The following is a 26,409-nucleotide window of genomic DNA, read 5'->3' on the forward strand; positions in this document are numbered from 1 at the left end:
CCCTCAGATACATTTCACTTCGGTGACGGGCGACAAGAGCTTGAAAATCTGCTCAACGTTAATCTTGACCGCGCTGTTCTTGTAGCCCGCATCACGGAACACCACGCGCAGTGGATGATGCTTGGCTAGTTCCTTCACAAAGGCTTCGTCAATGCTTCCATTGGCGTCGAAGCAGGCGGCAAGCACATTACCATCGACAAAGAACACGTCTTTACCTTGGATGGACTGCTTGGCGATAGGCAGGGCCAGATCGACGCCCCAATCCAGCATTACTTGGAACAGCAGATCCTCAGGCGTGCGATCAGGCTTGATATTGTCAACAAACAAGTCGAGATTGGCTTTTTCCAGCACATCGGGGCCGTAGTAGACGTCAGCCATGTTCGATGTATCGACTTTAAGCAGGCGAAATCCTAAGTCAAGATCCGTATTTCTCGTAGCCAAGATTTCTGAAAATTCTTCTCTAATTTTTTTTGCAGCTCTCCGAATGCGATTTTTTCCAATCTCTGAAACTACTGAGTATCCAAGTTTTCTGGCTTCAGACTTCTCGTCACATTCCTCGGGCAATTGAACCATTATGAATCGACGATTTGCCCCATCTTCCGCATTCAAAAGCATAATTGCATGCGCCGCCGTGCACGAGCCAGCGAAGAAGTCGATCAATATATCGTCATTCTTGCAAATTGATTGAATTAGTCTCTTTGCTACCTGAACCGGTTTCGGTGTATCAAAAGGAATTTTAAGGTCAGCAAGCAAAGCGTCGTCACTGCCACCGTAATAAAGCAGAGAAGGGATATTTTCGAATAAATTGTCATTCAGCCGATATTTTCTTGTTGGCTGCGTCTTCTCGTCTGAACCGAAAATAATCAACCCTGACTTCAAGAGTTCTTGCATTGTTGCAGGAGGGTTTCGCCACCCACGCTCAGGAACAGGGCACTCCCTCCCTGTTACGGGATGAATTAGCGGAATGAAATAATCTTCCGGTGCTTTTTTCTTATTCGGCCACGCCATAGAAACCGGACGGAAGACGTCGCCATTGTCATCGATTTGATTATATGCCTTTTCCCCGCCAGTTAGATCTTGCTGGTTTACCCAATCTTTGTATTCTTTCCTTGCTTTTTCAGTTACCCCGCCCTCCTTGCTAAGAATTTGCTTGGCTTTTGCAAGCATTTTTCCTGCATTCTCTTTTGGTCGCTGGAACTCGCAGGTTGTCTTGAAAAATTCTCGATCTTTGCAGTAAATACAAATTAGCTCATGCTGCTGCGCGACACCTGTGGCATCACCTTTTGGATTTCTCTTATCCCACACAATAGTTCCGAGATTATTCTTCTCACCATATATTTCAGCTAGAAGCTTCTCTAGGTTGGGATATTCATTCTCATCAATATGAATTACGATTAATCCATCATCTCGTAGCAAGTTGCGCGATAACTTTAGTCTCGAATACATCATGGACAGCCAGTCCGAGTGAAAGCGCCCGCTTGTTTCGGGGTTGGCTGTTAAGCGGTTTCCTTCTCTATCCACCTGATTTGAGCGAAGAAAAAACTCAGAGACCTCGTCTGCAAAATCGTCGGCGTAAACAAAATCGTTGCCCGTGTTGTACGGCGGGTCGATATAGACCATCTTGATTTTGCCAAGATAATTTTCCTGAAGCAGCTTCAGCGCGTCGAGATTATCGCCCTCGATAAAGATATTCTTAGTAGTGTCGAAGTTGACGCTCTCTTCAATGTGTTCGCCTTTTGAATTTTTTGTCGTACGTACTGGACGGAGCGTCTTTGCAATCGGTGCATTTGCAGTGAGCAGTGCCTCGCGCTTACCAGGCCAATTCAGCTGGTAGCGTTCCTGTGGCCCTTCTACAATCGAATCAGACAGTTCCTGGCGCAATTGGTCAAAATCCACTGCCAGCTTCACGCTACCATCCTCGCCCTTAGCTTCGGTGACGCAGCCTGGAAACAGATCGCGAATGCGAGCGATGTTGTCCTGCGTGAGATTGGGTGAATACATTTTTAGCTTTTCCATATTCTTTTCCTCTGGCCGCTATGCTGCTTATTGAAAAGGCATAGCGGCTCACAATTCAAGTTCGTATTGGTATGGTTAGTTGCCTTGTTGCAAGTCCTAGAAAAAGTGCAGGTGCAGGCTCTCGAGTGCAGATGGCAAGCTGCCCTAGCAGGTCACGTCCAGGTAGGTTGCCGCACGGGTGGTGCCGACGTACAGGTATTTATCGAACAGCGCCGGGTGCAGAGTGGCGAGCTGGTCAATGCTGACAAAGAACACCGCCTCGAACTCCATGCCTTTGATGTGCTGGATGTCGAACACGCGCACGTTACTTTCTCTTCTCCCTCTTCATCGACTACCACAACACGAGCAATGGCAGGCTCCGCCACCAGTACCTGATGGTTTTCGCGGTTCGCCTGACTGATCTTACCCAGCCTTTGGATGGCTGAATTGGACGACATTGTGTTGATATTTGCCAGCGCATCGGAACCAAGTGTCCTTCCATTGTACAGCTTGCCCCAGGCGGTTTCAGCGATGCTTTCGAGTTGCGCCAATGCTTCACCAGCGATCTCCTCGATATGTTTCCTTGACTCGTCATTCAGGCTCTGCGTCATGCACGCTCTCTCCCTGTCAATTCTTCAAGTTCGTTTTTAAGCTGTCGCAATTGCGCGTTGATCTCTACTTTGCGGTTAAATTGTTTTTCTTTGGCAAGTCTACTGGCGGCTTTCTCAACCTCACGCTGCTTGGCTGCAACCATTTCGACACGTGCGACCAAGTCCGCGAGACTTTCTTGTGGGCGCGCGGGCATGGAGATCAGGCGGTGAAGCACCTGCTCATACAAGCCGCCCAGGTCGAGTGCTAAGGGCATTGCGGCGCGCTCACTGTCACTCGGCAACCAGGCTGTGGCAAAGTAGTCACTCAAGACCCAACGACTGGCGTCTGACTCATTGGGGCGTTTGTATGCAGCGATCACCTTTGTTCGGCCATCAAAGCTCAGCTCGAAGATGATGGGAAACTGCACCGCGCCATCTATGCAACGCAAAACATCCAGATTCAGCTCCGATGTCTTGAGCTGGATTGAGAAAATCTGAAGCTCAGGCACTCCCGGCCTGGCGGGCAGATTGATCGTTTCCGGGGCCAACTTATATTGCCAGACGATCTGCTCTACTTGCTCGACGAACAAGTCCTTCAGCCTTGTATTGGCGCCGCTGTGTTCGTAGATCTTATTCTTTGGCAGGGTACGACCAAAGACAGCCTGCTTCGGATAGTAGATGAACGCGGTATTCGACCCAAATCGCGCAGACTGACTCATCCGGCCTCCTGAATCACGAGGAAGGTAATCAGTTCGAAGTCGTCTAGCCCGACGATAGTATTGACCAACGCGGTGGTCTTTCCGCCGCAGAAGAGGCTGTCCAGATCCTTCTCTTCCTTCACCTCGATCATTGAGCGGATGGCCTTGCCAAGCAGGTCCGAATACATCTGCATCTTGCGGCCATCGGCCGTTTCCTTATTGAACAGGAGACAGGCATCTGTAATAGGCTGGGCTTGTCCCTTGCAGCAGGAGCGAACCAGATCCAGCAAACGTTTGACTTCGGTGTAATCGTGAATGACTTCCCCCTCGCGATTAATGTAGACGAGGTAATAAGGGTGCAGGCGGTTGTGCTGACTGACGTTGACGCTTGGATTCCGGTTGCGTAGCGTGAAGATCACACCCGGGCGTAGGCCCATCTCCGGCTTGGCAGGCACTACGGCGTGCATCCCGCTTGGCACGTTGCTCAATTCGCCATTGACCTTCACATAGTTGAGCAAGTCCATTCGGAAGTCATTGAGCCCGAGATCAGTAATCGACACTCCGGTTTTCAGGTCTTCCAGCTCAATCACTTCCTCTTGCAAACGTCGCAATTGCTCTTTGCGATAAGACACATCGTTGGCTTGGGCGCTCAGCACATTGTCGTCACCGGTGGCTGTGACATCGGCAATCATCATTCGGCTCTCAACCCGTTCCTTCAGGTTGATGTATTCGTCGAGCGAGATGTCTGGCCAGTAGTTAACCAGTTGGATGCTGCTGTTGGGTGAGCCGATGCGATCCACACGGCCGAAGCGCTGGATGATGCGCACGGGATTCCAGTGGATGTCGTAGTTGATGAGGTAGTCGCAGTCCTGCAGGTTCTGACCTTCAGAGATACAATCGGTGCCGATCAACACATCTATCTCTGCCTCCTCATTTGGCAGCACGATGGCTTTCTCCTTCGAGTGCGGCGAGAAGAGGGTAAGCAGTTCCTGGAAGTCATAGCTCTTCTTGAGCGTGCTCTTCGGTGCCCCTTTGCCGGTGACTTTTGCACTGTGCAAGGTCTGTGTAGCCAGCAATTCCTGAGCCAAATTGGCATACAGATAGTCAGCGGTGTCGGCGAAGGCGGTGAAGATCAGCACCTTCTTGTTGCCGGGATTCAGAGGTGCTGCGATCTTCTCCAGAACCAGTGTCTTGAGATGCTGCAGTTTGGCATCATCGGCAGCCGTGATCTTGTTCATCGACGTCAGCAAAGCATCAATGATTTCCAGATCGACCTTCAGCTCGTGCTCCCAAGAAGGCAAGTCCATATCGGCGAGGCTGATTTTGACCTTGCCTCCGATCTCACTGTCGCCATTGATTGGCAGGTCGTCGTCCGCGTCGAGGTTTTCTAACTGGTCGGTGAGGTCATTGATTCTGCTGTCAATGCCACTGAGGCCGCCAGTCTCATTGAAAGTGCTGATCTTGCCTAGTGTATTCGTGTGGTTCGCACGCAGGGACTTGAGCGTCAAGCGGAAAGACTCAATCGAGCTTTCCAGGCGCTTGAGCAGGTTGGTCGTCATCAATGCCTGCAGGCTCTTTTCTCGGTCGACTTGTTTAAGCTTGCCTTTCCCTGCAACCTGAGTGTCATACATTTCCTCGTACTTCTTGAGCCGACTGGGCAGGATGTAGCTGATCGGCGCGTAAACAGCGAGCTTGAGTAACGACAGCTGCTCGAAAATTTCGTTGAAGCTCATCACATCCGTTCGCGGCGTGAGCGGACAGTGGAACGACAAAGGCTTGCGGCGCTCGGGGAATTGGCCGATTTCCGTGGTATCGTAGAAGGTCTGGATATGCTTGCGCGAGCGTGCGATGGTGACACTGTCGAGCAATTCGAAGAAGTCGAAGTCTAACGAATCCAGGATGGCCCGCGCTGTGCGCTCTTCCGGTGGAAGCTTTGCCCATGCATTGAAGCTGGCCTGCGCACCACGGAAAATGTCCTCTACCGTCTTGCTGGTACGCAGCTTCTTGCTGAGGTTTTCGGAATCGCCTTCGTAGGCCAGTGCCAGTTGGTTGCGCAGGTCATTGAAGCGGTTGTTCACCGGGGTGGCCGACAGCATCAGCACCTTGGTTTTCACCCCCTCCTTGATAACCTTGTTCATCAGCTTCTGGTAGCGGGTTTCCTTGTCCTTATAGGCGTCATTGTTGCGGAAGTTGTGCGACTCGTCGATGACGACGAGGTCGTAGTTGCCCCAGTTAATGCGATTCAGCGGTGTGCCGAACGACTCACCGCTCGTACGGCTGAGGTCGGTATGACAAAGCACGTCGTAGTTGAACCGGTCGCGAGCAAAGATGTTGGTCTTGAGGTTACGGCTGTAGTTCAGCCAGTTGTCCGCCAGCTTCTTGGGGCATAACACCAGAACTGACTTGTTGCGTAGTTCGTAATATTTTATCACGGCCAGCGCGGTGAAAGTCTTGCCCAGGCCCACGCTGTCGGCCAGGATGCAGCCGCTGTAGCTCTCAAGTTTGTTGATGATCCCGGTGGCAGCATCTTTCTGGTAATTAAAGAGTTTGTTCCAGATGAGCGTGTCTTGATAGCCCGTGCGGTCGTTCGGCAGGACATCCTCGTTGATGTCGTCCAGAAACTCATTGAAGATATTGTAGAGCATCAGGAAGTAGATGCTCTCAGGCGAGTTTTCCTGGTAGACGGATGCAATGTGGTCGCAGATCTGCGCCGTTACATCCTCCAGCTTCTCGGGGTCTTGCCAGATCTGGTTAAACAGACTGAGGTAGGTCGCCGTAAATGTCGGCTCGTCCATCTTGTTGACGAAGTTGGAGACAGCGTTGCCCTGCTGGTAGCCAAGATCGACGGCGGTAAAGCCGTGCAGTGGCATGTAGGCAGTATCTGCGGCAGCAGCAGCCTGAATGCAAGTAAACTGCTGCATCGGTGCCTTGCTGCGATTGGACTTGAATGTTGCCTTGCGCCGCATCCAGTCCGCGCACTCTTTTGCAATTGCGCGCTGGGTCAGTTTGTTACGCAACTGAATTTCGAACTCACTCCCGTACAAGCTCCGTTCGCGGTCAGCCTTCGGTATGTGGAATTCTCTGCGTTCCTTGCGAATCTTGTCGGTAACCTCGTTAGCAGTAAACGTCGGCGAGGTAAAGATGAATTGCAGCTCGTCGATTTTTTCCAGCTCTGCTTTGAGCGCTTCGAACGCGTACATCGAAAAGCAGGAAGCGGCGATCTTCAGGCGAGCACCAGGTTTGAGCGTCTGCTTTAGGTCGTCTCCGAGCAGGCGGTTGATATTGTCGATCAGTTCCATTAATAGTCAGCCTTCTTAGTGGCGCTATAGCCTGGTGCCAGTAAGGCATTTTTTACGCCGTAAATTGCGAGATGATCTTTGAGCCATAACCGGTACTCCGGTCGACGAAGGCAATGATCGGGTGAGCAGTCTACCCGCCAGCGCTGCAACATATAGCCCACCACCGCAGCGCGAACGCGCATTCTGATCGAACCATCTGTCATCCCGTAGTCCATCTTGATAATATCGGGCCGCTCAACGCTCGGGTGCGGCACTAAATCTAGCTCGACGATGCGCGTCCACTGGATGTCGTTATCCTGCCGTTCGTTGTCCTGTGGCTCCTCGTCGAGCAATGTTGGTACTTCGATGCGGGTGACGACGAAATCCCGAAACTCTCTACTCTTGCGATCAAAGGCCCGGACGTGCCAGCGCAGGCCGGTATCAACCAAGGCAAAGGGCACAATTACCCGCTCGGACTCGCCGCCGCTCATCGAGTGGTAGCGGATGGCGACAGGTCGCTTGGCGTGGATGGCTCGGCAAATCGCTGCTAACACATCCATCTTGGGGATGCACAGGGCTGCGGGGGATTCACATGGTAGCAGCGCCTGCATTGAGCCGTTCACGCCATCGCCAAAGCCGAAAGCTAGCGCAGACAGAACACGCTGCGATACGTGTTTGAACAACGGGGAAAACGCCTGCCCGATGCGATAGATCTTGTTGCTACCATCGAAGGTGATGTTATGCGGCACGATTTCCCGGTACAAAGCCAAATCGCGTGTCGCCCCTGCTGGAGCCACGCCGAAGCGCTCAATCAGATCTGGGCGACCGATCTCACCGAAGAAGTAGAGCCGAAAATCGATGTAGGCCAGCCGCTCTCGCTGGGCCACACTCAAGTCCTCAAGCCGCTTAGAAGGGGAGCTAGGCATAAATCATCACTATAGGGAAAAAATGATATTTAATACGGTAATCCATAAAGTGCCATGATTATAATCAAATTGATGACAATCAGCATTAATACTTATGTAACAGCAAGAATTTATGTCTTGAATGTAGGCAGTCATCGTATGGGTTGATGTTTCTATACCGTTAAATTGATGCCATCCAACTATAAAACCTTGCTGCCCAAGGCCCTATAGCCCCCTCTGGCAATTTGCTCTTATCCACTATTTTGGTATTGGGATGAGGGATACCAGAATAACCTAACGACTCAGGGACCGGGATCACAGGCGGCTGTGGCTCGTCGCTTACCTTAATTCAAATTATTTTCAGATAGATATCATTCTTCTGAACATACCCGATTAACGGCAGAATCTCACGATTCTGCCGTTTTTGTATTATTTTTCAGAGGAGTAGTAATGAACAATTCTGAAGGTTTGAAGTCGTTTCATCAATCGCTTTCTGGTCTGCCACAGTGGGCATCAGAGCGGATTCTGCAGCAAATAAACCAGTTAACCGACTACGAGCCAGTGATCGGCATTCTGGGTAAAACCGGCGCGGGAAAGAGTAGCCTTTGCAATGCCTTGTTTGTCGGCGAAGTATCGCCGGTCAGCGATGTGGCGGCCTGCACCCGTGAACCTTTACGCTTTCGTCTGCTGGTTGGCGACCGCCATATGACGCTGGTGGACCTGCCCGGTGTGGGCGAAAGTGGCGCTCGCGATAACGAATATGCTGCGCTGTATCGCGAACAGCTTCCCCGGCTTGACCTGGTGCTGTGGCTGATTAAGGCCGATGACCGGGCGCTGGCAGTGGATGAACACTTTTATCATCAAGTGATTGGGGAGGCATACCGGCATAAGGTGCTGTTTGTTATCAGCCAGTCGGATAAGGTCGAGCCCACCAGCGGTGGGGGGCCATTGTCCAAAGAGCAGAAGCAGAATATCAGCCGTAAAATCTGTCTGCTGCATGAGCTGTTCCAGCCCGTACATCCAGTGTGTGCCGTGTCGGTCCGTCTTCAGTGGGGACTGCGGGTGATGGCCGAGCGAATGATTAAGTGCCTGCCACGTGAGGCCACCAGCCCGGTGGTGTCGCAACTCCAGCCTTCCTTTCGCACGACGGTAGTCCGGGAACAGGCGCGTAGCGATTTTGGTGAAACCGTCGGTGCTGTACTCGATAGCATCAGTGCCTTTCCCCTGATACCCGCCCCGGTGCGGGCCGTCATTCAGACCGTGCGCACCACTGTGGTGTCAGTGGCCCGCGCCATCTGGGATTTCTTCTTCTGAGTATTTAACCCATTCCTGTTATTGCCCTGACCCTGTCGCAGATGCGACGGGGATCCCCTTTATTTGTTTTCCCGTTATGAGGAGTCTGCTTATGACCCGTCTGGCTTCGCGCTTTGGCGCTGCAAACATTATTCGTCGTGACCGTCCGTTAACCCGCGAGGAGCTGTTTCGCGTGGTGCCCAGTGTGTTCAGCGAGGANGATGCGACGGGGATCCCCTTTATTTGTTTTCCCGTTATGAGGAGTCTGCTTATGACCCGTCTGGCTTCGCGCTTTGGCGCTGCAAACATTATTCGTCGTGACCGTCCGTTAACCCGCGAGGAGCTGTTTCGCGTGGTGCCCAGTGTGTTCAGCGAGGACAAACATGAATCCCGTAGTGAACGCTACACCTATATACCCACCATCTCCTTGCTGGACAGCCTGCAGCGAGAAGGCTTCCAGCCATTCTTTGCCTGTCAGACCCGTGTGCGTGATCCGGAGCGTCGCGAACACACCAAGCATATGCTGCGTCTACGGCGTGAGGGACAGATAACCGGTAAGCAGGTGCCGGAAANCCTTGCTGGACAGCCTGCAGCGAGAAGGCTTCCAGCCATTCTTTGCCTGTCAGACCCGTGTGCGTGATCCGGAGCGTCGCGAACACACCAAGCATATGCTGCGTCTACGGCGTGAGGGACAGATAACCGGTAAGCAGGTGCCGGAAATAATCCTGCTCAACTCTCACGATGGCAGCAGTTCGTACCAGATGCTGCCGGGACTATTTCGTGCGGTTTGTCAGAACGGCCTTGTCTGTGGTGAGTCGTTTGGCGAGGTGCGGGTGCCGCACAAGGGGGACGTGGTGAGTCAGGTGATTGAAGGCGCGTATGAGGTACTGGGGATTTTTGACCGGGTGGAGGAGAAACGGGATGCCATGCAGTCGTTGCTGTTGCCGCCTCCGGCACAGCAGGCACTGGCAAAAGCNCGGGTGCCGCACAAGGGGGACGTGGTGAGTCAGGTGATTGAAGGCGCGTATGAGGTACTGGGGATTTTTGACCGGGTGGAGGAGAAACGGGATGCCATGCAGTCGTTGCTGTTGCCGCCTCCGGCACAGCAGGCACTGGCAAAAGCTGCGCTCATATACCGCTTTGGTGAAGACCACCAGCCGGTGACGGAGTCGCAAATACTCTCCCCACGCCGCTGGCAGGATGAGAGCAATGACCTGTGGACCACGTACCAGCGTATTCAGGAGAACCTGATTAAGGGCGGTCTCAGTGGGCGTAACGCCAAAGGAGGACGGTCGCATACTCGTGCCGTTCGCGGTATTGACGGGGACGTGAAACTTAACCGGGCACTGTGGGTGATGGCGGAAGCGATGCTCAGTGGTTTTCGGCCTGCGTGAGTTCACACTTTGCATCAGATAACGTTACGGCGGTGTTAATAAATGACACTCCCTGTCATTTTTGGTGGCAATTTTTGCCGAGTATTTCACCGAAAAATGGCGCAGGCCTGACAGATTCAGGCTTCAGGCCTCCCTCAAAATAGCGGCTCCAACAGACATATCCTGACAACCCCCTCCTTTAGAATCTCATGTCTTTCAACCGGTTAACCTGCACGGAGGAACCATCATGCCACCGACAGAGCGTCGCTACGACAGACTGGCGGTCAGGCTGTCGTTGATTATCAGCCGCCTCGTAGCGGGTGAAACGCTGGATATGCAAAAGCTCGCGACCGAGTTTGACGTGTCAGTCCGCACCCTCTACAGAGACTTTCGTGAACGGCTGATTTATCTGGATCTCGAATGCCATCAGGGCTGCTATCGCCTACGGACAGGGGCCGGGCCGCAGGGCGAGCTGGATGTCCTGACGTTTGCCCACCGTACCGGCATCGCCGGCCTCTTTCCGGGGCTGGACCGTCGGCTGGTGAGCCTGCTGCTGAACTGCGAGGGTGCCCCCTGCCTGACCGGAGATGCGGTTTCTGTGGGCTCACCTGCGACCCAGCTGTCCTTTTACCGGCTGGTACAGGCTATTACCACCTGCCAGCGCGTCACGTTGCTGACTGACGGAAATCGTTGCGAAAGACTGGCCCCTTACAGGCTGATTGCCCAGCAGAGCCACTGGTACTTGGTTGCGGAGCATCACGACCGTCCGGTGGTGTTTTCGCTCAGTGATATTCACCTTGTGCAGCCCCTCACTGAGAGTTTTAAACGCAACGAGCGCTTTTACCGACTGACAGAAGATTTAAGTTTTATCCGAGCACTGCCGCATTTTCAGTTTATTCAACAGGCAATCACCAACATAACTACAACCTAAAGGAAATCAGCTTCTTGCCGATACCCTTTTAGGGGAAATTCTACACACAACAAGGTATTTATGATGAAGCGAAACCTGAACACCAGCTACCGGCTGGTATGGAACGAAGTTTTGGGAGCATTTGTTGTTGTCTCAGAATTGGCAAAAGCAAAAGAAAGCGCAGCACTGCTGTTCTCGCGCTGGCAGTTGCCGGACTGGTGGCAAGCCCTGCGGCACTGGCTGATGATGCGCCGGGAAACACCCGTACGGTAGCGGCCGGTGAGGTAGTCAATGGTGCGGTGATCGGCAATCACGACTCACAGATCGTTTTCGGTAAGACAAACAACACAGTCATCAACACAGGCCTGGAGTTCGGTGCTGATAATGATGACAACAGCGGTGGTCAGTGGGTACAGACGGGGGGCGTGGCAAACCAGACCACCATTAATAATAGCGGGCTGCAGGGTGTACTGGCTGGCGGCAGCGCCACAGACACCACAGTCAACAGCGGTGGTGGTCAGAGCGTGCATGGTCAAGCTTCAGATACCACGCTTGACGGTGGTACACAGTGGGTACACAGCGGCGGTATTACCTCCGGCACGATCATTAATAAAGACGGGGCTCAGCTGGTAAAAGCTGGAGCGCAGGCTACCGGTAGTGTGGTGAATACCGGAGCACAGGGTGGTCCCGATGCAGAGAACAACGACGGGCAGTGGGTTGCCGGTACCGCAACTGATACCACCATTAATAACGATGGTCGTCAGATTATTGCCGCTGGTGGCCTCGCTACCAGCACAGTGATTAAAGCGGACGGCGACCAGAGTGTGCACGGTTCGGCAATTAATACCCTGCTGGAAGGTGGCTTCCAGTACGTTCATGAAGGTGCCAGCGCCGAAGGTACAGTGATTAGCCAGAACGGCTGGCAGGTGGTGAAGAACGGAGCGACGGCAACGGATACCACTATCCTTAATGGTACTGGCACCGAGGTGGCAAACGGCAACAGCGCATCCTCGCAGAGTGTGCAGGCTGGTGGCTCTGCCCTGAACACCACTATCGGTGATGATTCACCCTCCGGCGAATTGCTGACCGACCTGTCGTATCAGATGGTGGATGGTGGACGTGCGGAAAATACCACCATCAATAATGGCGGGGTACAGTCGGTTTTTGCCGGTGGTACAGCTATCGGCTCGGTCGTGAATCGTGGTGGTCGGCTGGAAGTGTCCATCTGGCAGGATGAACCTGTTGCCGGGAAAACGGCAGTGGCCGGGTCGGCGAATAACGTCACAGTGGAAGCGGATGGCATATTGTCGGTGGATGCGGGCACTTCCGCGACGGATGTGGTCATCAAACAGGGCGGTGCATTATGGGCGACCACCGATTCCACGGTTACCGGGACGAACAGTCTTGGGGATTTCTTCATTGATGGCACCACGCATATCGCTACCAATGTCCTGCTGGAAAACGGCGGGCGTCTTGATGTACTAGGCAATGGCATCGCCGATACCACTACGGTTAATCAGGGCAGTATTCTGGCCGTCGCGACCGGTGGTAAGGCGCAGAACATCGTAATGCATGACGGCGGTGTGCTGATTGCCGATACCGGTGCAACGGTCAGCGGTACGAACACCACCGGCGCATTCGGCATTGACGGCGCAACCGGTAAGGCCAGCAACCTGCGTCTTGATAACGGCAGTCAGTTCACGGTACTGGGTAACGGCAGTGCGGATAACACCACAGTGGGTGCAGGCAGTACACTGAATGTGGCCCAAGGTGGCACGCTTACTGGTACCACCACATTTGGCGACGGTGCATCGCTGACAGGGAGTGCCACCAATAGCGGACAACTGCACTTCAGCAACGGTAACGCAGCCATCAGCGGTTCGGTAAGTGGTGACGGGCAATTACTCAAAGAGGGTAACGGTACCCTGACGGTCAGCAATGGCACGTTGTCTCAGTCACAGGTAACCCTGAATCAGGGAACGCTGGCGCTGAACAATGCGATCATCAACAGCGATATCATCGCACAGTCTGGTACCCAAGTGCGCCTGACTGGCAACTCGGTGATGAACGGCGCGATTGACCCGACTGACGTCACCCTCGACAGCGCTGCCAGCTGGAATATTCAGCGTGGGGCGGCAGTGAAATCGGTGCTCGATAACCTCGATAACGCCGGAACCATCAGTTTTACTCCAGCCACCGGTAGTCAATTTGTCCCGGAAACACTGACGGTCACCAATCTGACGGGCCGTAACGGCACCATCAACATGTCGATTCGTCTTGATGACCCGGCCTTCCCGACCGATATGCTGGTCATTGACGGCGGACAGGCAACCGGCAAAACTTGGCTGAACTTCACCCATACCGGTGATGCAGGGCTGGGCCTAGCAACAACCGGCAACGGCATCAAAGTGGTGGATGCGATTAACGGAGCCACCACTGAAGCCGGAGCCTTTGCGCTGGGCCGCAAATTGCAGGCCGGGGCGTACAACTACACCCTGAGCCACGGCAGTGCCGATGAAAACTGGTACCTCACCAGTGAAGCGGGTTACCGTGCCGAAGTGGCGCTGTACGCCTCTTTGTTTGCGCAGAGTATGGATTACGACCGTGCATTGGCGGGAACATACAGTCAGCGCAGCAGCGCCGTGAACGACCAAGGGATCTGGGGACGTATTCAGGGCGGGCATACCGGGCGTGATGGTAACGGCGGCATTGCACAGGGCGACACCCCGGAAAGCAGCGGCAGCTACGGTTTTATGCAGCTTGGTGGTGACTTGTTCAAGCATGATACCGGTACACTTTCCCTAACCACTGGTCTGTATGGCGCAGTAGGCCAATCGTCGGTGGATGTGAAAAACGACGATCGCTCTGCAGCAGGCAGCGTGCGTGACACGGTGTACAGCATCGGCGGCTATCTGACAGCAGTTCATGATGCCAGTGGATTGTGGGCAGATATCGTGGCACAAGGCTCCCGTCACAGCCTGAAAGCCAACTCTTCGGATAACCGTTTTGATACTGACGGCACTGGCTGGCTGGCCTCTGTGGAAACCGGTCTACCGTTTAACATCAGTCAGGGATTGGTGCTGGAGCCACAACTGCAGTACATCTGGCAAGGACTGTCTCTGGATGATGGGCATGACAACGGCGGTTACGTGAACTTTGGTGACGGCAGTGCGCAGCATGTCCGCGCCGGTATCCGTTTTGGCAGTTCGTCTGAAATGGACTTCGGTCAGGGTACCTCTGCGGTCACAGGGTTTGCTGACAGCATGAAGCGCAGCGCAAGTGAGCTTCCGGTGAACTGGTGGGTACGTCCGTCGGTCATCCGCACGTTCAGTTCCGATGGCGATATGAGCATGGGCACGGCGACTGCAGGCAGCAATGTCAGCTTCACCCCATCTCAGAAAGGCACGTCGCTTGACCTGCAGGCGGGTATTGACGCACGAGTACGGCAGAATGTCACACTGGGCGTGCAGGGCGGTTATACCCGCAGCGTCAGCGGTAACAGCGTTGACGGTTACAACGGTCAGGCCACACTGAAAGTCACCTTCTGATAATCCTGCCACTCTAACCAGAGTGGTATCAGTAGTCCTCACAGCCCCTGTTGCTCTGGCAACAGGGGCTTTTTGCATTTAAGGAGGCATATGCCTGAATCTCACTTACTGCCACCGGGACCCTTCACCCGAAGACATGCGCAAGCGGTCACTACCACGTACAGCAATATCACCCTCGAAGACGACCAGGGCAGTCACTTCCGCCTTGTGGTTCGTGACACTGAAGGCCGGATGGTCTGGCGGGCATGGAACTTTGAACCCGATGCCGCTGAAAGTCTTAACCGCTACATCCGCACCTCTGGCATCCGTACAGGCACCTCCACCCGCTGACCGCGAAGCATTTACCCGCACATTTCACCTCCCCGAACACGCTTTATTCCCCCATTTGCCAGCCATCGCCGCTGGCGTTTTTTATTAACGGAGACATGCCCATGACAACACAGACGCAGTACGACCTCGCACCCGCTAACCAATCAGAATTTGAACTGACCGTCACGCAGGTACCCGACGAACAGCGTATCGATTTCTGGCCGCAACACTTTGGCACTATCCCGCAGTGGACAACCCTGGAACCGCGTATTTTTGCCTGGATGGACCGCTTCTGTTCGACCTACAGCGGTGGTATCTGGTCCTTTTACACCCTCAGCAATGGCGGGGCGTTTATGGCTCCCGAGTCTGACAATGATGAGACATGGCGTCTGTTTAATTGCCTGAACGGCAACGATGCCCAAATGAGTGCAGAAGCCGCAGGTATTGCTGTCTGCCTGATTGCGTACAGCCATCACGCCTGTCGCACCCAATGCGATGCCATGACTGAACACTATTACCGCCTGCGGGACTACGCCCTGCAGCATCCAGAGGCCCACGCCATTCTGCGTATTATCGACTGACCGAAGGAGCAACAGATGAAACAGCTTTCCTTTTTACCCGGCGAGATGACGCCACAGGACCGGCGTCTCATTCAGCGGGCGCTCAGGGCTCTGGACCGCCACCTGCATGAGCCCGGCGTNCACGCCATTCTGCGTATTATCGACTGACCGAAGGAGCAACAGATGAAACAGCTTTCCTTTTTACCCGGCGAGATGACGCCACAGGACCGGCGTCTCATTCAGCGGGCGCTCAGGGCTCTGGACCGCCACCTGCATGAGCCCGGCGTGGCCTTCACCTCTACCCACGCCGTACGTGAATGGCTGCGACTGCATATGGCCGCGCTTGAGCGGGAAGAGTTCCGTGTGTTGTATCTGGACAACCAGAATCAGTAGATTGCCCATGAGACGCTCTTCACAGGCACGATTAACCGTACCGAGGTGCATCCCCGGGAAGTGGTAAAACGTGCCCTGTACTTCAACGCGGCGGCGGTGATACTCGCGCACAACCATCCCTCTGGTGAGACAACACCCAGCCAGGCTGACAAAACCCTCACGCAGCGACTGGTGCAGGTGCTTCAGCTGGTGGATATCCGCGTCCCTGACCACTTGATTGTCGGCGGCAGGCAAATCTATTCGTTCGCAGAACACGGTCTGCTGTGAGGTATGACATGAAAATTATCAGTAAACGCCGGGCAATGACGATATACCGCCAGCATCCTGAGTCCCGGATCTTTCGCTACTGCAGTGGAAAATATCAGTGGCACGGTAGCGTCTGCCATTACACCGGCAGGGANTGTGAGGTATGACATGAAAATTATCAGTAAACGCCGGGCAATGACGATATACCGCCAGCATCCTGAGTCCCGGATCTTTCGCTACTGCAGTGGAAAATATCAGTGGCACGGTAGCGTCTGCCATTACACCGGCAGGGACGTTCCGGATATCGCAGGCGTCCTCGCGGTATACGCCGAACGCCGCCAGGACCGCAACGGGCCTTATGCCTGCCTGATGAGCATCACTCTGAACTGACAATACAAAGGAGAGTCGTTATGACTCACATCACATGGGGCCTGAAGCGGAATATCACGCCGCGCCTGGGAGCCCGTCTGGTGCAGGAGGGGAACCGGCTGCATTATCTGGCTGACCGGGCCAGCATCACCGGCAAGTTCAGTGACACCGAATGCCGGAAGCTGGATGAAACATTCCCGCACTTTATCCGCCAGATGGAATCGATGCTGACCACCGGTGAAGTCAGCCCCCAACATGCCCACTGCGTCATCATGTACCACAACGGTTTCACCTGTGAAGCCGACACCCTTGGCAGTTGCGGTTACGTGTACATCGCCATTTATCCCACCCAGCGCTAATAACTTTCACGAGAGCAAACATGAAAACTTTACCTGCAACAACTCAGCGGGCGGTGAAGCCCTGCCTGTCACCCGTGGCTGTCTGGCAAATGCTACTGACACGCCTGCTGGAACAGCACTATGGTCTCACCCTCAACGACACACCGTTCAGTGAGGAACGTGTTATACAGGAACATATCGATGCCGGGATCTCGCTGGCTGATGCCGTGAATTTTCTGGTGGAAAAATACGAACTGGTGCGTATCGACAGGAAGGGATTTAACTGGCAGGAACAATCGCCTTATCTTCAGGCTGTCGATATTCTGCGAGCGCGGCAGGCAACTGGCTTGTTGCAGCAAAGCCGTAGCAACGTAGTACGATGAACATTGCGTACAACCTTCCCGATTTACATTTCTGAACTTCCTCCCTTGTTTACCTATTGCGTAATGCGCCTGCTGCTACCCGGCTGGCGCGTTATCTTTTACGGACAAACCATCATGCAACCAGAAGGTGAAGTATTAACCGATCATAATGAGCTAATTTGTTCAAGCTTTATTGAACACATTGCCAACACATTGAATTTAGGAGTGGTGTAGACATGGACAACTAAACCTGCAGCCACGGAGGTATAGCGAGTGAAGCCCTATCCGGCCTTTTTGGTCAGTAGATAAGATTGATCTTCGTTGATAGAATTTACTTACATCAGCAGTTACATGAAAATAATTTTTGGTGGGAAAAAGATAAGACACTACGTAACTATTTGATTTCTTGGTGCCGATAATAGGAGTCGAACCTACGACCTTCGCATTACGAATGCGCTGCTCTACCAACTGAGCTATATCGGCCCTGAAAAGGACATGTCCACGAATGTGAGCACGGGGTAGAAGGTTAAAACTAACCGGGCGATGCGTCAATGGCCTTGCGAATCAAACGCCTATTTTTGCATCATCCGGTTTCAATTACGCACGAATCGTGTCGTTACAGGCATGCTTATACGCGGTCGGGTATTACTATAACCAGCGGCGAACGTGTTGTTCATAGCGCTCCCACTCCAGCCCGAAATGTTTTCGCAGTTGTTCCTCTTCAAAATCAATATGTAATCTGGCAACCACCAGCATAAACACCGGTACAGCCAGTACTCCAGTCAGGCTACCGATGCAAAGAGCAAAGGCCAACTGGAGTCCACTCATACCAAGGTAGATCGGGTTGCGGCTCCAGGCGTAACATCCGTCGGTAACAAGCGTGGTCGATTTATGTGCATGCAGCGGATTCAGGGTCGTACGTTTCATCCGCATCTGCCACGCGGTATGCAATATCACCAACAGACTGACGCCGGCCAGCAATGCGCATATCACGATATTCACCTCGCCGAATGTGAAACGCGGACTCGCCGTCAGCACATCCGCAACGAGAAAAAGTACTAAGATAAGAGGCGGCGGAAACCAGACTCTTAATTTTGTCAGGAAATGACGCATGGCCAGGAACTCACCTCGGCATCGGTTTAATTAACGCTGATACCGCTATAAATACCCCGTATTAGATACATAAACAAACGATGCCTCACTCACAACAGGCTATCGCCTTCACCAGACAGGCGGGAGTTATCGTACTCACCTCGACAAAAATACCTGCATCAGAGGCATCCGCCCCTGATGTTCCCGAAAGGCTTTACGTTGAGAAAGTAGAATCCGACGCTGATTCAAAAAAATTTACAGACTGCTTGTAGTAACGCATAAAATCATCAAACGTCACTGGCGGTAAAAATTGATAACCCTGCAGGTAATCAACATTATTTTTCCCCAACCATTGCTGCTGATAGCCATATTCAACGCCTTCCGCCACCATGCGTAACCCCAGGAGTTCGGAAAGGTGAATGATTGACTCGAGCATAGGGATATGTTGCTCAACTTCTTTAATAGCTTTGATAAACGTTTTATCAATTTTTATAACATCCAGGTCTAACTCATTGAGATAGCAAAGGTTAGCGTATCCCGTCCCAAAATCATCTAAAGCAAACAGAACCCCTCTGTTTCGCAACGATCGTATCAGCTCTTTGATTGCAGGAGTAATAGTGAGAGTCTGGTTTTCAGTTATTTCAATCATCAATTTTATCGGTAGCCTTTGCGTTATTTCCATAAAATTAAGACACTCCCAATAAAAGACGGGGTTACTTAAACCTGATGGGCTAACATTAAAGGAGACGAATAAAGTTTTATTGAAATCCTCGCTTCCGTCGACCAGATTACGCGCGACGGTGTTCATTAAATAGCTCGTTAACTCATTCATTAAACCACTTTTTTCAGCCAGCGGTATAAACTCACGCTGAGAAATAGCATAATTATCCCCCTGTGGCCAACGAGCCAAAACCTCAACACCACAGACATCTTCGTTGATATTTACGATGGGTTGAAAATAAGGAATGATCTCTTCATTCCTTATTGCCATACTCAGTCGACTAGAATCTGAGACATCATATGCTTCGCCGTATATTACATTCTTACCAGAATAACTGTTCGTCGAGGAACCTTCATGCAATAGATTATTCCTGGTTAAAAAAATGATAGTTTCATTAAAATGAGAAAATCCCAGGCGAGCGGTAATTCGTTCCCGATATCGATACACTGACTTAATTGTTATCGAGTTAGCATGACAAAAATCGTGCAATTTTTCCTTTGTGAAAGATGCATACAGCATTTTCTCTTCAAACTCAGTCAAATGAAAAGTAAATATCGCTGAACCTTTAGTGACTTCCACAACCTCATTGGGAGCCATTAGATTGGCTCTCAACTGAGAAATCAGCTGATCCGATAGTTCCCGTCCATTAATGAATGCATACTCCTCATACCCCCGATTAATAGAACGATTTTCATTCATCCGAAGAACAATACAGTTTATATTGATAAACTGCGTGCTATTTCTCTGAAACCACTTCCTGACCTGGAATAATGGTAACCGGTTATCGATCACCAGTAAACAGGATGGATACCGTGGAATAATTGACTGTGAACCAGAAATAAATGCCCGCGCATCGACCAACACCAGATTTGGCAACCACGCTTTTATCCCTGAGAAAAGAAAAATATCATAACTGAGCAGAAAAACCTTTTTCGTATTCATAGTTACCACCAACTTAAATTTATGGCATGGCAGGTCCCTCGTTTTATACACGAGAGAATATACAACACCTTTAGCCTCCAGAAATTACAATGCAGTCCGCGAATTAACTTTATCCATAAGTCATCTCACGCAGTTTCAGATTTTATAATCACGATCATCCATATGAATATTACCATTAAATGTTAAGGCCATTTTAATTATTGAAAAAGGAAAAATCCTAATTCTTCATCAATACAAATCCTATTGCTCATTTTCACTGCAAGACAAAACAAAAAACCACGAATACTAAAAACGACAAAATATAAAACTACTAAAACCATAAGGATAACATATTATTGTTACTCATGCTGCCCGACAAACCATTAACGTACGTCGCAGATCTCTGATCGCATAGACATTTTTGGCGATATGGATGATCTTATAATAAAAAATTTCCTGTCGTGACATGAGTTGTTCGGTAACGTCATCAGGAACATTATCATTTTTATTTTTAACAATAGCTACACGACGGGTCTGCAGGTAACCATCACGATCTTTACCAATAAAATTCAGGATAACATTACGATCTACAGCATAATTTTTACCCTGAATATTGAGGCTTCCTATCTGAGATACCCGCCCTTCGGTAGCAGAAGAAATACGAAAAACCAGCAGAACTTCACCTTCAATTTTTACCCCCTGAGTTTGCGCCTCCAGATGCAGGTAAGTTTTTGCCGAGCAGGTCAGCGTCTCAGGTTCTTGATGGCGATATAAAAAATATGCTGTTATCGCTGCAAGAAAGATTGCCCCACTAATAAACAAAATTTTCACATTCACGGACAACCCCTCCTTTATCTAACGTACAAATCCCAAGCAAATTCACTCTAAGATCATTGCCGGCTGATAAATTATTATCGTCATAAAAAACAATTGTTTTCTTGCCATCATGACAAGCCGCATTTACTTTTCGCCACATATCAGAAGATAAAAATGCTTTCGTTTTATCAGCATTATTGTCATCGGCAGTATAAAGTTCACAATCATCTATTGCCCTGATATAGATAAAATTTTTGGAACTTGAATTAAGTGCTAAAAATATAAAAACAGCGCTTCCAAGAAATGCAAATAATAAAATGAACAGAATAATGTTTTTACGTTTTGGTCTTACGGATGAGTTCACCGTCTCAGTTACCGAACGCACAGTTTCATCTTCAGAGGAAGATGACGATTCATCGCTGATCGAAGCATGGAACAAAAATCCCTGCCGAGGCAGCGTTTCAATGGGATTACCCGCCCCCAGCTCACTAAATGCTTTTCGCAAAATACTGATGCTTTTATTAAGACTATGACCCGATGGGGCCATGCCATGCTTTTTCCACACTTCTTCAATGATAAACTCGCGGTGGACTTGTTGATTTTTATGGGCAATGAATAGCTCAAGTAGTCTCGCGGTAGACGCCGAAAGAATTATTGTCGTATCGCGATGTTTCAGGCTTTTTCTGGTGGAATCATACTCAACCTGTTCATTAATTATACTGTTCATACTACCTGACTCTTAATTACCGTGACGTTGAGTGCAAATGACTAAAATTTCATCTGTGCCGAGCTGATTACTGCATTGTATAAAGACAGTTACAGTATAGGTTCGATATCTAACCATGACATATCGGATCAGACTTAATGCTTACTATTGATTGAGTTTGAAGCACCCCTGACCTACTGGTATGTATTTCTGCAATGCAACGATAAATTTCCGGTTTTTTGATTTCAATTCGCTACTACGCCAGGTTTCACCCGGCAACACATAACGCATGGTGGCTTCATCATCGGTTGAGTTGCACCCCAGATGTACGATGATTTTAAAAAAAGTATTCCCGGTATTTTTCAGTGTTCCGTTTGCCTCATCAATGGTGTAGGCCAGATTCATTTTTCTCGGGCGAACAACCAATATGGTGTCCATAGCGATCACCGGGAGAGCCTGCCCTCCTTTCCCTTGATTACGCTCGGTAAACAGCGTTATCGGCATTTCACGAAACAGAATTCGGTAATAGCGTTCTTTATCATCCTGCGGTCCACGGTAGAAAATCTTAAAAAACTCACTCGCCTGCGGAGCCAGTGAAAAATTCAGCGGCGTAAACAGAAGTTCGCCTTCAGCAAGGGCACTTCTGTTTTCACCTCCCGGTCCAGGCTTATCAATTTTTACTGCGCCAATACTGTACAAATTCTGTTTCTGGCTATCGTTATAGATCCGTTTGCTGATAAATGATTTATCTGATGGCATCTCATAAATGGTCGACTCCAGGTAGACAGCCTGTGCGGAGAATATAGTCAACCCGGAAAGTAAGATAAATACCCATCTAAACACCAAACGGCAGCGGTTCATGGCGTCACTCCCTCCCAATTCGCCGTGACTTTTATCTCTCCACTGGCACTGACGACACCTTCCCAATCTGTTCCGGAAACAGTTAACATCGACCGTGAATCATTCATTGGGAAAAGCAATTTTAAATCCGTAGTATAGTAGCTTCCATCATCATTGTTATTTGCGTCCCAGGGCGTCTGTTGCCACTGCGCATCGCTCATATTGATTGCTGCTTCACTACAGCTATTTCGTTTCTTCACCACGCCCCCCGACAGACTGTTGTACTGCAGAAAGGCGGGGATTGGGACTGACAGCCCGCCTTGAGGGGAGGTAAACAGACAGTAAGGCACACTGTTTATCGTCGTACTTTCTCCAATAACTTGCGCGGTAATGCTATCAGCCTGACGAGGACCGGAGACTGTCACGGTGTAATCTATTTCTATAGGAGCGGCGTCGCCAATCGTGCCACTGCCGCTCGCAGAAGCGGTGTTGTCTGAAGAGACGATACTGATCCCATACTCCTTCGGCACAATATTGATCTGTAGCGAAGGCGTAAACTGGTAGTGCCCTGACTCAGGTGTTAAGCCATTATAAAAACCGAAGGTAAACGGTTGAGTGTTAGTAATGCTGATTCCTGAATCGACGAGTTTTTTCAGGAATACTTTTGACAGAAAAATATATATGTACTCTCCAGAGGTCGTGAAAACGTTGTAATAAGCAGTTGAAGTACCATAGTTATACCAGTTTGAACCATTCCCGGAGTATTTCACGGTGGCCGGTCCAGGCGTAAAACCAAGCATCGCCGTGTCGACATAAGCGCGAAACGTCAGAGAGGCGGTCAGATTGGCGGTTTGTTGCAGGTTATAATTTACCATTTTGCAAATCACGCCGTCTTCGCCGTTAACCACGCCAAGCTCGCAATAACCAGTGTCTTTGGTGATGCTCGGCGTACCGTCGCTGGCAACCCAAAGCTCCTGAAATGCATTAGTCGATACCAGTGACAGATGACCGCGTTTGGTTAACGTATAATTGACGTAATTCCATAATCCTTTCGATTGATCTTTGCAACGTTGCCCGGAAGAATAATCATAATCCACGGAAGTATAACAACGGTTGAACACATAGGTTTCGCTGCTACCGGTGGGCACATTGCGAAAGTACTCATAGGCAGTATCCGTCAGGGAAGCGAATCCGTAGGCACCACCAATAACACCTGCGACAGATCCCACCTGCGCATGATAAAAACCGTTTTTATCAGTGCCTTGCCCGGCAATAAATCCAGTTGATGGACACTGGCTGCCGCTATAACAACGGATCCCCCGAAAAGGCCCGTTAATCGGGGAATTATCAATCCACATGTCCTGATAATAATTTCCTGGCGCAGTCCAGATGACAAAACCTAAATACCCGAGACTTACCTGAGAGGTACCGTATTTTATCCACGTGTTTGAACCGCTGAAACGAGGGTCGAGTGCGGAGGGGGTGATAAAGTATTCACTATCAATGGCATTTTCAATAAACAAATAGTTATTACTGACTGAGCCGGAAGATACTGCATTTAAAGCCAAAGCAGGCGCAGGCGTGAAACTCCCCACGGCACAGATTACAGTAGCTACTTTAATTAATACTTTCATTTTATTACCTCTGCGCCATCGTGGTTTGCGTGGCACATTTCACATCACCAACCCACGCTGCGCCGCGTGCTTTTTCCAAATCGAGATCGGCTTCGCATAGGCTGCCATTGGCTGAAATTAACGTGATGACCGGATATTTCTTATCGATATCGATAGCAAACTCCCCTTTTTCATCCGTACGCGTTTTACCGATGTGATTATGAATATCGGTGTTTGCAGCCAACTGCCCATCGGGATAACGAATACGCCCGAATACGGTGACCATACTTTTCACTTCAGGGTTGATAACACCCACGTTACCCGGATATAGCGTCAGTTCCTGTTTGCGCCCTGAAACAATATCAAAGCTGTCTTCAGAGTTTTTATCATTGAGGATCTCCAGCTTATACTGAGCATAAGGCGGCAGTGCAATGAAATTTGATTTACCGCTGAGAAGATAATTTCGGTTATTAATCTTCGCAGCCAGTTTCCCTTCGCCGGTCAAATCGGTTTTCACAATAATGCCTGACCTTTGCCTCTCTTTACTCAGACCGAAATCTTTTCCTGCCCACGCCAGGGAACCTTGAGAAGAGAAGTTCATATTGGTGGAGTTGTCCGCAGAACGCGTTACCGATACGGTGCCGGCGTTATATTTCGTGTCATAACTCAGATTGCCGTTTACCGAGTAATTATTGTCGTAATACTGCTCACCACTCAGGCGTGTCGAAGCCGACAATCCGACCGATTTAATGGGGCCTTCAGCATACTGCTTGCGCGCGCTGAGATTACCCTGAGTGCTGCCATAGCGATCCCGGGAGACGCCCATGCTCATCCAGGACGCCAACGGCAACGATAAATCCAGGCTGACATAACGTTCCTGTCGCCCATCGTCATTCCGGTTGTTGTAGTAATAACGCTGAATACCTGCGCGCAACCCAACCGTGGCATACTTGCCTGAATAAAGGTTCGTGCTGTAGTCCAGGTTACGGTATTTATTTCCCGAGTAGCGATTCTCCGTCTGACTCACGGTAAGCGAGCCGCCATGAGGAATAAACTTTCCGAGGTTAAGAGTGCCACCAATGGAATAATTGTCACGCTCCTGCATGGGCAGACGGTCGCCAATTTTACTGTCTTCACGAGATGCCCAAAGGGAACCATATCCCTCGGGGATATTGAGATTGATATTACTGATGTTTCGCCATGACGAATCGTTCGCTACCAGCGTCTGATTGCCAATGCTTACGTATTCATTCACATTGAGTGTGACATCCGTTTCATTAACCGTATTGTTGCCAAAACCGTAGAGCGTAGATTTCAGGCCCAGCCCCGACAATATCGCCAGTGTCACCGATGCGGCACCGCCGGCAATCCAGGTCTGCTCATTGCCTAAATCCTGATAGTGGTTTCGCTTATAACTCACACGGTCATAATCCAGTGAGCCACCAAATAGTTGCCATGAGAGCTGATCAATTCCGGCTGCCTGTTGGCGGGCAAAGATTTTATTAACCCGACTGATACGACTATTAATTGTCCGGCCATTGACCACGATATCTACCGTGACATCATAAACACCATACGGGAAACGACTGGTATCAATTTCATAACTGCCCATATTAAAGTTCTGTACGCTGAGCAAACGCCCGTCACGAAATACATGAACCTCGCCAGCGGCTGGCAAAAATACGGTAATTGGCGTGAGCGAAAGCGAGGTATTCTCAACAACCGTACTTCCTTTGTTTCCGTAGCTTACGCCATAAATTTTCCCACCATTCAGCGCATTCAGGCTGGCAATAGACTGGACATTCCAGGTGTCGAGCATCCCGAGCGCCAGTCGATATCCGTCATAATCACGCTCATACATCGCGCGATAGAGTTTACTGGTGCTGTTGCTGTCGCCTATGCCGTAAAACGAACCGTTAATGTTGACATGGTGTTCACGCAGCGATGTTGTATTGTCCATCGTCAGATAGCTGCGGGTACTGCTGCCGTTATGATAATCGTTGTAGTAGGTGCCAAAGTTATAGTTCAGGACGTTAGAGAGAGTCTCCACGCTGGAAGGTCCAAGCAGGCTGCTGCGTGCGACAATCGCTTCAGTTAACGCATCTTTGCTGACAATCATCTCCAGGTGAAATGAAGAGACGTTGAGTTGCAGACGTGCATCATTCGATAGCTCGATGTTGGTGTTATCGTGAAACTTCACATCACGAATTTTTTCCACCAACGCGCGGGTTTTTCCAGATAACACGGCATTATTGGGCAATTCAGCAAGAGCCAGGGCTTTAACCGTAATATTGCCATCAACAAGGGAAATCACCGCATCGGCAACTTTTTGCTGACTTTTCTCGTCAGTCTCGTTGTAACGAATATATACCGGCACCGTCATTCCCTGCTCCAGTGAACGGGCGAAAGCGCTGGGGATAACATAATTACCCACTTTTACTGGGGCTGCATGTGAAAATCCTGGTGTCAGCGCAAGAAAAAGACAAATGCTACCGCCGACAATATTTGTTGTTGTCATCTGCATCCTTACATT

The 26,409-nt window shown here is 50.6% G+C and carries 21 protein-coding genes, 1 tRNA gene and 4 pseudogenes; 13 read left to right on the plus strand and 13 right to left on the minus strand.

Features of this window, described 5'->3' with window-relative positions:
* Positions 1–3: 3 nt before the first annotated feature.
* The 5 genes from B9P82_RS22680 to B9P82_RS22705 all read right to left on the minus strand — a co-directional run bounded on the left by B9P82_RS22680 (position 4) and on the right by B9P82_RS22705 (position 7,487).
* On the minus strand, positions 4–2,016 hold the full coding sequence (locus B9P82_RS22680; protein ID WP_101700985.1) for a site-specific DNA-methyltransferase: 2,013 nt from the start codon (positions 2,014–2,016) through the stop codon (positions 4–6).
* Between the two features lie 144 nt (positions 2,017–2,160).
* Positions 2,161–2,319, minus strand: a complete 159-nt coding sequence (locus tag B9P82_RS22685; protein WP_101700986.1) for an ATP-binding domain-containing protein — start codon at positions 2,317–2,319, stop codon at positions 2,161–2,163.
* A 283-nt stretch (positions 2,320–2,602) separates the two neighbouring features.
* Positions 2,603–3,304: a DUF4391 domain-containing protein gene (locus B9P82_RS22695; RefSeq protein ID WP_101700987.1), complete on the minus strand. Its 702-nt coding sequence runs from the start codon at positions 3,302–3,304 to the stop codon at positions 2,603–2,605.
* Positions 3,301–6,582, minus strand: coding sequence for a helicase-related protein (locus B9P82_RS22700; RefSeq protein WP_101700988.1), 3,282 nt, complete (start codon positions 6,580–6,582; stop codon positions 3,301–3,303). Before B9P82_RS22700 ends, B9P82_RS22695 begins: the two co-directional genes overlap by 4 nt.
* Complete coding sequence (locus tag B9P82_RS22705) at positions 6,582–7,487, minus strand: helix-turn-helix transcriptional regulator (protein WP_101700989.1); 906 nt, start codon at positions 7,485–7,487, stop codon at positions 6,582–6,584. Before B9P82_RS22705 ends, B9P82_RS22700 begins: the two co-directional genes overlap by 1 nt.
* Before the next feature lie 429 nt (positions 7,488–7,916).
* Here B9P82_RS22705 and B9P82_RS22710 point away from each other — a divergent pair, with 429 nt between their 5' ends.
* The 13 genes and pseudogenes from B9P82_RS22710 to B9P82_RS22765 all read left to right on the plus strand — a co-directional run bounded on the left by B9P82_RS22710 (position 7,917) and on the right by B9P82_RS22765 (position 17,188).
* Positions 7,917–8,780: a GTPase family protein gene (locus tag B9P82_RS22710; RefSeq protein WP_101700990.1), complete on the plus strand. Its 864-nt coding sequence runs from the start codon at positions 7,917–7,919 to the stop codon at positions 8,778–8,780.
* Between the two features lie 250 nt (positions 8,781–9,030).
* A pseudogene (locus B9P82_RS22715) lies at positions 9,031–9,336 on the plus strand (DUF932 domain-containing protein); the annotation flags it as partial.
* Positions 9,335–10,153 carry a DUF932 domain-containing protein gene (locus B9P82_RS29300; protein ID WP_143704280.1) on the plus strand — a complete coding sequence of 273 codons (819 nt, stop codon included), beginning with the start codon at positions 9,335–9,337 and terminating at the stop codon, positions 10,151–10,153. The pseudogene B9P82_RS22715 and the gene B9P82_RS29300, both read left to right, overlap by 2 nt.
* Before the next feature lie 226 nt (positions 10,154–10,379).
* A complete protein-coding gene (locus B9P82_RS22725; protein ID WP_001135318.1) occupies positions 10,380–11,063 on the plus strand; it encodes a helix-turn-helix transcriptional regulator in 684 nt (227 codons plus the stop codon).
* Between the two features lie 60 nt (positions 11,064–11,123).
* Positions 11,124–14,590: pseudogene (locus B9P82_RS22730) on the plus strand (AIDA repeat-containing protein).
* 90 nt (positions 14,591–14,680) lie between these two features.
* Positions 14,681–14,920, plus strand: a complete 240-nt coding sequence (locus tag B9P82_RS22735; protein ID WP_001115184.1) for a DUF905 domain-containing protein — start codon at positions 14,681–14,683, stop codon at positions 14,918–14,920.
* A 101-nt stretch (positions 14,921–15,021) separates the two neighbouring features.
* The gene (locus tag B9P82_RS22740) at positions 15,022–15,480 is read left to right on the plus strand and encodes an antirestriction protein (protein WP_063618749.1); all 459 of its coding nucleotides are present in this window, start codon (positions 15,022–15,024) and stop codon (positions 15,478–15,480) included.
* Between the two features lie 15 nt (positions 15,481–15,495).
* Positions 15,496–15,585 (plus strand): annotated as a pseudogene (locus B9P82_RS29095) (hypothetical protein); the annotation flags it as partial.
* 57 nt (positions 15,586–15,642) lie between these two features.
* Positions 15,643–16,119: pseudogene (locus B9P82_RS22745) on the plus strand (RadC family protein).
* Between the two features lie 8 nt (positions 16,120–16,127).
* Positions 16,128–16,265, plus strand: a complete 138-nt coding sequence (locus tag B9P82_RS22750) for a DUF987 family protein (RefSeq protein ID WP_371412082.1) — start codon at positions 16,128–16,130, stop codon at positions 16,263–16,265.
* 1 nt (position 16,266) lies between these two features.
* Entirely contained in the window at positions 16,267–16,488 is a 222-nt protein-coding gene (locus B9P82_RS22755) for a DUF987 domain-containing protein (protein WP_007777714.1), read from the plus strand.
* A gap of 20 nt (positions 16,489–16,508) precedes the next feature.
* Positions 16,509–16,826: a type IV toxin-antitoxin system YeeU family antitoxin gene (locus B9P82_RS22760; protein ID WP_101700991.1), complete on the plus strand. Its 318-nt coding sequence runs from the start codon at positions 16,509–16,511 to the stop codon at positions 16,824–16,826.
* A gap of 20 nt (positions 16,827–16,846) precedes the next feature.
* On the plus strand, positions 16,847–17,188 hold the full coding sequence (locus tag B9P82_RS22765) for a TA system toxin CbtA family protein (RefSeq protein ID WP_007777710.1): 342 nt from the start codon (positions 16,847–16,849) through the stop codon (positions 17,186–17,188).
* Positions 17,189–17,574: 386 nt separating this feature from the next.
* Here the strand turns inward: B9P82_RS22765 and B9P82_RS22770 are convergent.
* The 8 genes from B9P82_RS22770 to B9P82_RS22805 form a co-directional block, all read right to left on the minus strand.
* A tRNA-Thr gene (locus tag B9P82_RS22770) sits at positions 17,575–17,650 on the minus strand.
* Between the two features lie 165 nt (positions 17,651–17,815).
* Positions 17,816–18,280 carry a methyltransferase family protein gene (locus B9P82_RS22775; protein ID WP_047357637.1) on the minus strand — a complete coding sequence of 155 codons (465 nt, stop codon included), beginning with the start codon at positions 18,278–18,280 and terminating at the stop codon, positions 17,816–17,818.
* Positions 18,281–18,473: 193 nt separating this feature from the next.
* A complete protein-coding gene (locus B9P82_RS22780) occupies positions 18,474–19,922 on the minus strand; it encodes an EAL domain-containing protein (protein WP_047357636.1) in 1,449 nt (482 codons plus the stop codon).
* 342 nt (positions 19,923–20,264) lie between these two features.
* Positions 20,265–20,738 (minus strand): hypothetical protein, encoded by a 474-nt coding sequence (locus B9P82_RS22785; protein ID WP_046276288.1) that lies wholly within the window; start codon positions 20,736–20,738, stop codon positions 20,265–20,267.
* Entirely contained in the window at positions 20,713–21,444 is a 732-nt protein-coding gene (locus tag B9P82_RS22790) for a winged helix-turn-helix domain-containing protein (protein ID WP_101700992.1), read from the minus strand. The genes B9P82_RS22785 and B9P82_RS22790 overlap by 26 nt, the downstream gene beginning before the upstream one ends.
* Before the next feature lie 144 nt (positions 21,445–21,588).
* A complete protein-coding gene (locus B9P82_RS22795; RefSeq protein ID WP_101700993.1) occupies positions 21,589–22,284 on the minus strand; it encodes a fimbrial biogenesis chaperone in 696 nt (231 codons plus the stop codon).
* Entirely contained in the window at positions 22,281–23,897 is a 1,617-nt protein-coding gene (locus B9P82_RS22800) for a fimbrial protein (protein ID WP_101700994.1), read from the minus strand. The genes B9P82_RS22795 and B9P82_RS22800 overlap by 4 nt, the downstream gene beginning before the upstream one ends.
* Positions 23,898–23,901: 4 nt before the next feature.
* Complete coding sequence (locus B9P82_RS22805) at positions 23,902–26,394, minus strand: CS1-pili formation C-terminal domain-containing protein (protein WP_101701005.1); 2,493 nt, start codon at positions 26,392–26,394, stop codon at positions 23,902–23,904.
* Positions 26,395–26,409 lie beyond the last annotated feature (15 nt).

It is taken from the genome of Citrobacter sp. L55 (genome assembly GCF_002850715.1).
Lineage (GTDB): Bacteria > Pseudomonadota > Gammaproteobacteria > Enterobacterales > Enterobacteriaceae > Citrobacter > Citrobacter braakii.

Excerpts from the sequence above, each read along its gene's own strand:
- B9P82_RS22680 (WP_101700985.1), bottom strand. The coding sequence starts at position 2,016 with ATGGAAAAGCTAAAAATGTATTCACCCAATCTCACGCAGGACAACATC.
- B9P82_RS22695 (WP_101700987.1), bottom strand. The coding sequence starts at position 3,304 with ATGAGTCAGTCTGCGCGATTTGGGTCGAATACCGCGTTCATCTACTAT.
- B9P82_RS22700 (WP_101700988.1), bottom strand. The coding sequence starts at position 6,582 with ATGGAACTGATCGACAATATCAACCGCCTGCTCGGAGACGACCTAAAG.
- B9P82_RS22705 (WP_101700989.1), bottom strand. The coding sequence starts at position 7,487 with ATGCCTAGCTCCCCTTCTAAGCGGCTTGAGGACTTGAGTGTGGCCCAG.
- B9P82_RS22710 (WP_101700990.1), top strand. The coding sequence starts at position 7,917 with ATGAACAATTCTGAAGGTTTGAAGTCGTTTCATCAATCGCTTTCTGGT.
- B9P82_RS22725 (WP_001135318.1), top strand. The coding sequence starts at position 10,380 with ATGCCACCGACAGAGCGTCGCTACGACAGACTGGCGGTCAGGCTGTCG.
- B9P82_RS22735 (WP_001115184.1), top strand. The coding sequence starts at position 14,681 with ATGCCTGAATCTCACTTACTGCCACCGGGACCCTTCACCCGAAGACAT.
- B9P82_RS22740 (WP_063618749.1), top strand. The coding sequence starts at position 15,022 with ATGACAACACAGACGCAGTACGACCTCGCACCCGCTAACCAATCAGAA.
- B9P82_RS22755 (WP_007777714.1), top strand. The coding sequence starts at position 16,267 with ATGAAAATTATCAGTAAACGCCGGGCAATGACGATATACCGCCAGCAT.
- B9P82_RS22760 (WP_101700991.1), top strand. The coding sequence starts at position 16,509 with ATGACTCACATCACATGGGGCCTGAAGCGGAATATCACGCCGCGCCTG.
- B9P82_RS22765 (WP_007777710.1), top strand. The coding sequence starts at position 16,847 with ATGAAAACTTTACCTGCAACAACTCAGCGGGCGGTGAAGCCCTGCCTG.
- B9P82_RS22775 (WP_047357637.1), bottom strand. The coding sequence starts at position 18,280 with ATGCGTCATTTCCTGACAAAATTAAGAGTCTGGTTTCCGCCGCCTCTT.
- B9P82_RS22780 (WP_047357636.1), bottom strand. The coding sequence starts at position 19,922 with ATGAATACGAAAAAGGTTTTTCTGCTCAGTTATGATATTTTTCTTTTC.
- B9P82_RS22790 (WP_101700992.1), bottom strand. The coding sequence starts at position 21,444 with ATGAACAGTATAATTAATGAACAGGTTGAGTATGATTCCACCAGAAAA.
- B9P82_RS22795 (WP_101700993.1), bottom strand. The coding sequence starts at position 22,284 with ATGAACCGCTGCCGTTTGGTGTTTAGATGGGTATTTATCTTACTTTCC.
- B9P82_RS22800 (WP_101700994.1), bottom strand. The coding sequence starts at position 23,897 with ATGAAAGTATTAATTAAAGTAGCTACTGTAATCTGTGCCGTGGGGAGT.
- B9P82_RS22805 (WP_101701005.1), bottom strand. The coding sequence starts at position 26,394 with ATGACAACAACAAATATTGTCGGCGGTAGCATTTGTCTTTTTCTTGCG.